4 protein-coding genes are annotated in these 6590 nt (G+C 58.6%); 2 read left to right on the top strand and 2 right to left on the bottom strand.

All coding sequences use genetic code 11. The features are described from left to right. Positions 1–93: 93 nt before the first annotated feature. Both IG178_RS03720 and IG178_RS03715 read right to left on the bottom strand, forming a co-directional pair. Positions 94–993 (bottom strand): hypothetical protein, encoded by a 900-nt coding sequence (locus IG178_RS03720; RefSeq protein ID WP_193211165.1) that lies wholly within the window; start codon positions 991–993, stop codon positions 94–96. A 17-nt stretch (positions 994–1010) separates the two neighbouring features. Then, positions 1011–2090, bottom strand: coding sequence for a hypothetical protein (locus IG178_RS03715; RefSeq protein WP_193211163.1), 1080 nt, complete (start codon positions 2088–2090; stop codon positions 1011–1013). Positions 2091–3550: 1460 nt separating this feature from the next. Here IG178_RS03715 and IG178_RS03710 point away from each other — a divergent pair. Beyond that, a complete protein-coding gene (locus IG178_RS03710) occupies positions 3551–4783 on the top strand; it encodes a hypothetical protein (protein ID WP_193211162.1) in 1233 nt (410 codons plus the stop codon). Between the two features lie 112 nt (positions 4784–4895). After that, positions 4896–6590, top strand: a complete 1695-nt coding sequence (locus tag IG178_RS03705; protein ID WP_193211161.1) for a nuclease-related domain-containing DEAD/DEAH box helicase — start codon at positions 4896–4898, stop codon at positions 6588–6590.

The raw sequence follows: 6590 nt of genomic DNA, 5'->3' as shown, positions 1-6590 counted from the left end.
CAGCTGAGCTGGACGGCCGCTCGTTTTCCATATCCCAATCGCTCTGTATCATGCGGCTGCCCGGGTCGAGCTGATTCCGCATGCGGGGCAGGATCACCTTTCCACACGCTGCTTGGATTCAACTATTTGCGCTACTTCCCCGCGAATATCAGGGGGAAGCGAATCCAGCCCGATCTCAAGTCCCAGGCTCAGCAGAGGAGATTGCGAGTATACGTAGGCCTCAAGATAAACACGACGCACTCCCGGGGAATGGGCTTGGAGCGCTCGCTCGATGATTTCTTGTTGTGGAATGACAGTTCCGAGAATGCCACTAATCTCAGGACCGGTGAATTGGCCGTCGGGCAGCGCGAGAAGCGCTTCGACAACTGCTTCGTCGCCAACGCCACCTTCGGAGACCTGCCGACTACCTTTGATCGCAGTCTCAATAGCCAACCCACGATCCGTCGTCGGCAACTGCGAGGCGACCTTGATGACCAGGTCGGGATTCCGGATACTGACGGCCTGAATCCATTCCTCGCGAAGCCAAATGGTGTCGAAGCCCGCAGCGTGGGTCTGGATGAGATGCCAGGCCCGCTCCGGATCTGCAGCAAGGCCGGGACGCAGGCTCTTTCGCAGTTCACCGTCGGATATGCTCCAAGCGCCGGTGTCCTGATCAACAGCCGCTGCATGAATCGCCCCGGGCAAGTCGAGCAACGACCATTGCTGCAGAATCAAGCTCTGGAGGGCGGCACGTTCTCTTTCGGGCAAGCGGCCGTCCTTCAGGATTTCCCAGGCGGCCTCGTACTCCGACGCGCTTGCCGTGGATCCTGATGACCTCGTGTTTTTTTTCGTGTCGCTTCCAAACGGGGATGACTCCGCGAGGACTTTCCCGGCACCAGCCGATTGATTCGACGCCTCGGGAGCAGCCCTAAACCTCCCGGACAATCCGACCAGGCCGATTGCAACCCCAACCATCAGTGCGGCGGAATACGAGTATCGGCGAATCAGGTTCATTTGAGGGGAGGAGGATCCTATCGCAACGCACGAATCCCAGGATCGTCGATAAGCGGGCGAAGGTATTCCGCAGAATCCGAATCCGTGCAGGAACTTTCCATCAGAGCACCAGAAATAGCGATATCCCGCTCAGGACCTCTCGGGAGTTTTTCGAGCCAGGCCAGATAATCGGCGCGTCGGCCATAGAGATTCGATTCAGCCGAACCGCGCCACACCCACCTGCGGGTAGAGAGTTCCATCGGGCCATCCTCCCACGGAATAGTGGAGAGCATGGCGTAGGTCGAATCGGGATCGGAGCTTGCGACAGCTCCGGGAAAATGTCGTCGCTTCTCCAGCAGCTTCTCTTTCTCAGATAGCGAGGCTAGCAACGGCTCCGCCAGGCCAGGGTTTTCCTTCGCGAGCAACTGATAGAGCACGAGTGGGAACAGCGGGTCTTCCGCCTGCTCGGGTAGTTGCTCCGTGAGGTGGTCGAGAAGCACTCGCACCCGGATGCGCCCATGACGAAAGGCGTAGGAAAACTCGGGGCCATTCGCACCATCCACAACTGGCACCATGTCGTGGAGGATGAGAGTCCTCCGGCACTCCTCCTCGATTTCACTCGGACTTTTCTGGCGGACCCCTGGAACTCCGACGACGTTCGGCTCCGATCTCTGCTCGATCATTTCGGAGACCCTTTCTTCAAACGATCGGCGATCCTGAAGTTCTGCATCGGGCGCTTCCGGAATGACTACTTGCCGCGATAGCGTTGCGAGCAGACGCTGGCCGCTGGAACGATCTGGTCTCGTACGATCACTTTTGGTGGAAGAGTTGGCGCTTTTCCCCTGCATGTTGAGAGTGCCGTCGGAATGCCGGGGCGCAAGCGCAGCGACAAGTCCCCACCCGATGGCAACAATCGCCAGGTGAGTGACCACGATCGACACCTTTGACATGGATGGAGTTGAGCCTTTGAAGCGGGGAAAAGTCAATGCGCAAGCTGAATCCGAAAGCAAAGAAGCGCCCAACAATAGCGCATATTTCAGCACGTTAATCAGCGGACCGGGGACAACTGCGATGAGGATCCTACTGGAAGCCCTTGGGTCGTTGGGACGGCAATGCATGCGACCATTGTCGTAATCGTGCTGAGGTCGTTGCTGACCAGAGCTTGGACCTCCCCAAACACTTGCCGCACGCCACGTGCCGGTTCGCCCCCACACTTCGTTCACTCCTGGGTTCTCGCCCGGGAATCTGAGCTCCCACATTGCCATCAGGGCTAACGCCAGCTACTTCTCGACAACCCATGTTTGTGCGGGAAATCTGCCATGCGTGCATCGCCCCCTCCGACGATCCTTCACTTTTTGGTCAGGTCTCCTGATTACAACCATCATCGCCTGGGAATGGATCCAGTCGGGCTCAACTATCACGAAATTGCAGAAAGACAGCTGGGAGCTACAGAGTAGCTACTCAGGAGTTTCCCTGTCTTACACCGCCAGAATCTCGCCCCAAGAGCTCCAATTCTCCCGCCATCACTCGTATAGCAGGAGAGATCGGGGCTATGTCAGTGACTTTTTCCCACCTCCGCATTTCCTCAGAGGAGCCGGTCTACCGGCTCCGAAAATGTGGCTTTCATCCGGCGAATTCTCACCGTCAAGCTACCGAGAAGCCTGCACAAGAGATCTGCGATACAGGTCTACCCGTCACTGGACCTGCTTCGTTCCATACTGGCCGTTCTTCCTGACCATTTTTATTCCGTGGTCTTGCCATCTGGTCTGGCGCTTTCGCCATTTGTCGATCATGGACCTTACACGACCTCTTACGGTCGTCTTCTGGTCCTGCCTGTCCGTAATGGGCATCCTCATTTGGGGCTGGAAGGACTCTGTGGCAAACAACTCCAAGATGCCCATCGGCCCGTTGATCCTGAGAAACGCTGATGCCGGGGTCTCCATTACCTACGACCCCGGCCCATCTTCAAGACGGATGAGATGCTCACGGTTCAGCACCTTTGGGTATTCACCCTACGCCCATCGCTACTTTCTTTTCCCTGTATTGATGACACGATCCGAGCATGCCGCCATAACTCGAGCTTCAATCCGATCCGCCGCACTCGCCGGCGATCCATTTGCAACCGAATACGAACCCGATTCGCCTCGATCATTTCGCAAAGATCTTTCGAGTGCATTCTTCCACAGCCCCACAATGAGGTGGATTCTATTCATTCCCTATTGGATGATCCTCCTTTTCGCCTGCGCCGCCTTGACCGCGCTATCGACTTGGCTACTGCGCCGCCATGGGATGGCTTCCGACCTACCGCAAGGACAAGCGTCCAGCACAACAGCGTGACCCTCGCTACTCCGCGTGCCTCATCTGGACCATCGAAGCAACTAGAGAAAAGGTCCTTCTGGCGGCGGGGAAAAGCGAATGATTACATCCATAGAAATCGCCCCCGAGGACCATGCCTCTTATTTTTTGCTGCGAGGTGTCTCGTTCCACCTCGGACCAAAATTGTTTCCCTGAGACTCGCAGATTGAACACCGACGAAACCTCCCCTACTTTGCCTCCTGCCATACTTGGGAGGTGGATCATGCCGACGCTGAAACGAGAGGCCCTTTATCGGGAGATTTGGACTCGACCTTGCACCCGGATCGCAGCCGATCTCGGTATTTCAGGCCCAGACCTCAAGAAGATCTGTGTGCGGATGAGAATCCCCACCCCCAGGTCCGGTCACTGGACAAAGGTGGAGTGCGGCAAAGAAGTCACCGTCGAGCCTCTTCCTGAAGCAAGCGGGAGCACGCCAGTCATATGGAACACCGAAGCGGAATCAAAGAAGAGAACTAGGACGGGACAGATCAAGAAGCCACCTTCGAGCCAGGAGAGTAGCGATTCTCGTGATAGACACGGAAAGGAAAACCATGAAGCCACCCAGCCGCCGCCCACACGACTTCACCCCTTAGTTGCAGCCACACAACTGCAGTTTCGCGAGGACCTGAAGGATATTCCCTGGAACCAACGGGCGCCCAGGAAGCATTTCAATATGCATGTATCCAGAGAATCGTTGGATCGCGCGATCCGCTTCCTGAATAGCTTCGCTCGATCGATTGAAGCCATGGGGTTGGCCTTCGAAAGCGATCTGGACAGTGATGGCGGGAAGAAAGCCAACACGACCTACCCTTACCGCCAAGAAGTTCGGCGATCCCCATTCTGCTGGATCTCTGCCTCTGGCGAACGGGTGAGATTCAGACTCCGGGAGCCAAACCGTCGCCTCCGGATCACCGACCCCGAAGAACGTAGGAATGCATATTATGATTGGAAGGAGGTGCCGTCTGGGAACCTCGAGTTCTCTTTCGATCCCGGATGGGGATACCACGATACGAGCCTCTGGAAGGATGGCAAAACATACCGAGTTGAGGACCGCTTGGAAGTGATCGTGGAGGCAGCCACGAAAATTGGAGAATTCCTCAGGAAAAAAAGATTGGAGCGAGAGGAGGAGAAACGACGATCAGAACAGCTCGAAGCCCTCCATCGGGATTTGCGGCGGCAACGGGAGCAGGAAGAAGAAGCGTTAGCGGAATTACTCAGACAAGTTACCGATCACCGTCAGGCAGAATCCCTCCGTGCCTACGTCGATTCGGTTCGCTCCATGAATTCTGATACCGGAATCCCAGGATCACCCGAATGCCTCTGGATTACATGGGCCTTGGCCCGAGCAGATATGCTTGATCCGCTCAGCCAAGGCATTTTCCCTTGGAATCGCCCGACCTACAGCAACTTCGCCCGCCCCTGCTTCACGGAGCCGACGGAATCCGAGGATCCCTAACAGGAGAAGTGCGGCCACTTCATCCCTCTAGCCTGGTTTGAGGTCGCTCGGCCTAATGCTGATAGATTCCAGGCTTCCCCGAGGCCTCCGTCTAACATAGCCAATTTCAGCAATGGCCCGCTGGTTCATCCAACGCCCCCAACTGCACTCCCACGCCGCCGAGATCCGGGTTGCCGAAAAACTCCGTGAACTCGACGACCAGTGGACGGTCATCTGGGGATACTACTATGCCGACAAACGCGGCACCGAACGCGAGGGCGACTTCCTGGTGATCGGGCCGGCAGGTGGAATTCTGGTTCTCGAGGTGAAAAACACGCTGCCCCGCTGGTTCAGCGGCACCGGCCGTTGGGAGGGTGAGACCGACAACCCGGTGAACCAGCTGATGGACGAGTGGTCGGCCGTGGTCGGGATCGTCAAAGCGGAAGGATTGCCGACCTGGGTGGCGAAGGCGCTCTGTATCCCGGGAGAAGTCGCCCCGGTCGATCAGGAGATGGTTCAGGGAATCCGACGCTCGCTGCTGGTTCTCAAGAACGATCTGGCAAACTGGCTACCGCAGGTCTGGCTGCGAATATTTGGCGACAAGGTCCGCTTCTCCGTTCTGCCCAAGGATCGAGAAAAGATCCTGAAGCGCTTCGGGGCGAGCGCCGATCCGGCGAAGGCCCGCAGCTTCCTCGACCACACGGAGGAACTCTTCCAGCGACAGTTGACCCACCGCTTTCAACTCCTCGATCAGCTGCGCGAGAACCGCCAGTTGCTCGTGCTCGGCGGCACCGGGACCGGCAAGACCTGGCACGCGGTCGAGCAGGCCTTCCGCTACGCCAGTAGCGGGAAGGCAGTGCTGCTCCTCGTCTACAATCTCGCCCTGACCACCCAACTCCGCCGACTGGTCGGAATGCGCAAGCTGGAGACCGGCAGTATCGCGGTGATGGGCTGGGAGGAGCTGTTCCTGCAGCTCGCCCGCGCAGGGGGTGACATGGAGCCGCCCGAGGGGGACTTCGCCAGGCTGCGGGAATTCTACGAGCACGCCCTGCCCGGTCGGGTTCGCTCCTTGCTGGAAGACCCGAATTCACGAAAGGACTGGCCGCGGTTTGACGCGTTGGTCGCGGATGAGGCCCAGGACCACGACACGGCTTGGGACGCCACCGCCAGCGGAGGATGGTGGGATGTTTACCGTGCCCTCCTGCATGACGGAGGGGATGCCCCCGCAAGCATCTTCTACGACCCGGCCCAGCGACCGCCGTTCCGGAATCCCGAACGCTTCGACCCGCGGGGCCTGTGCTCCGGATGGTCGCAGCCGGCGCATGTCCACCTGCAGCCGGCGCTGCGCTACACCCGGCCCTTGTGGACCTTCTTCCAGCAGCACCGCCACCCGGCGATCAACCCCATGCTCGAAGCCCTCGGCCGCGGCGACCATCTGCCGGAAGGCCCCGAGCCGGAGGTCCACCGGGTCGCGGACGATGTTTCCGGGCGGGCATGCGTGGAACAAATCATCCTGCGGTGGAACAAGGAGGGTCTCTGCAGACCCGACGAGGTGCTCATCCTCCACAAGGAGTCGAACGTCGGGGCCAGCGCACTAGGAGACACCCGCGTCCTCGCCGGCCGAAACCTCCGCGATGTGCTTGAGGACACTGACGGCGCCATCCGCCACACGTCGATTAACAAGGCAAAGGGGCTCGACGCCAGGGCGGTGATCCTGGTCGGCTGCCCGCTCATATCGGTGACCACCACCGACTTCGACGCCTATACTTGGTTCATGGGAGTGAGCCGGGCGAGGCAGTTGCTGGCTGTCGTGGAAATCGACAACTGA

Origin of the sequence: Neoluteolibacter marinus (assembly GCF_014904755.1) — a bacterium.
GTDB classification, from domain to species: Bacteria; Verrucomicrobiota; Verrucomicrobiia; order Verrucomicrobiales; family Akkermansiaceae; genus Haloferula; species Haloferula marina.
This window is presented reverse-complemented; position numbering and strand designations above follow the sequence as displayed.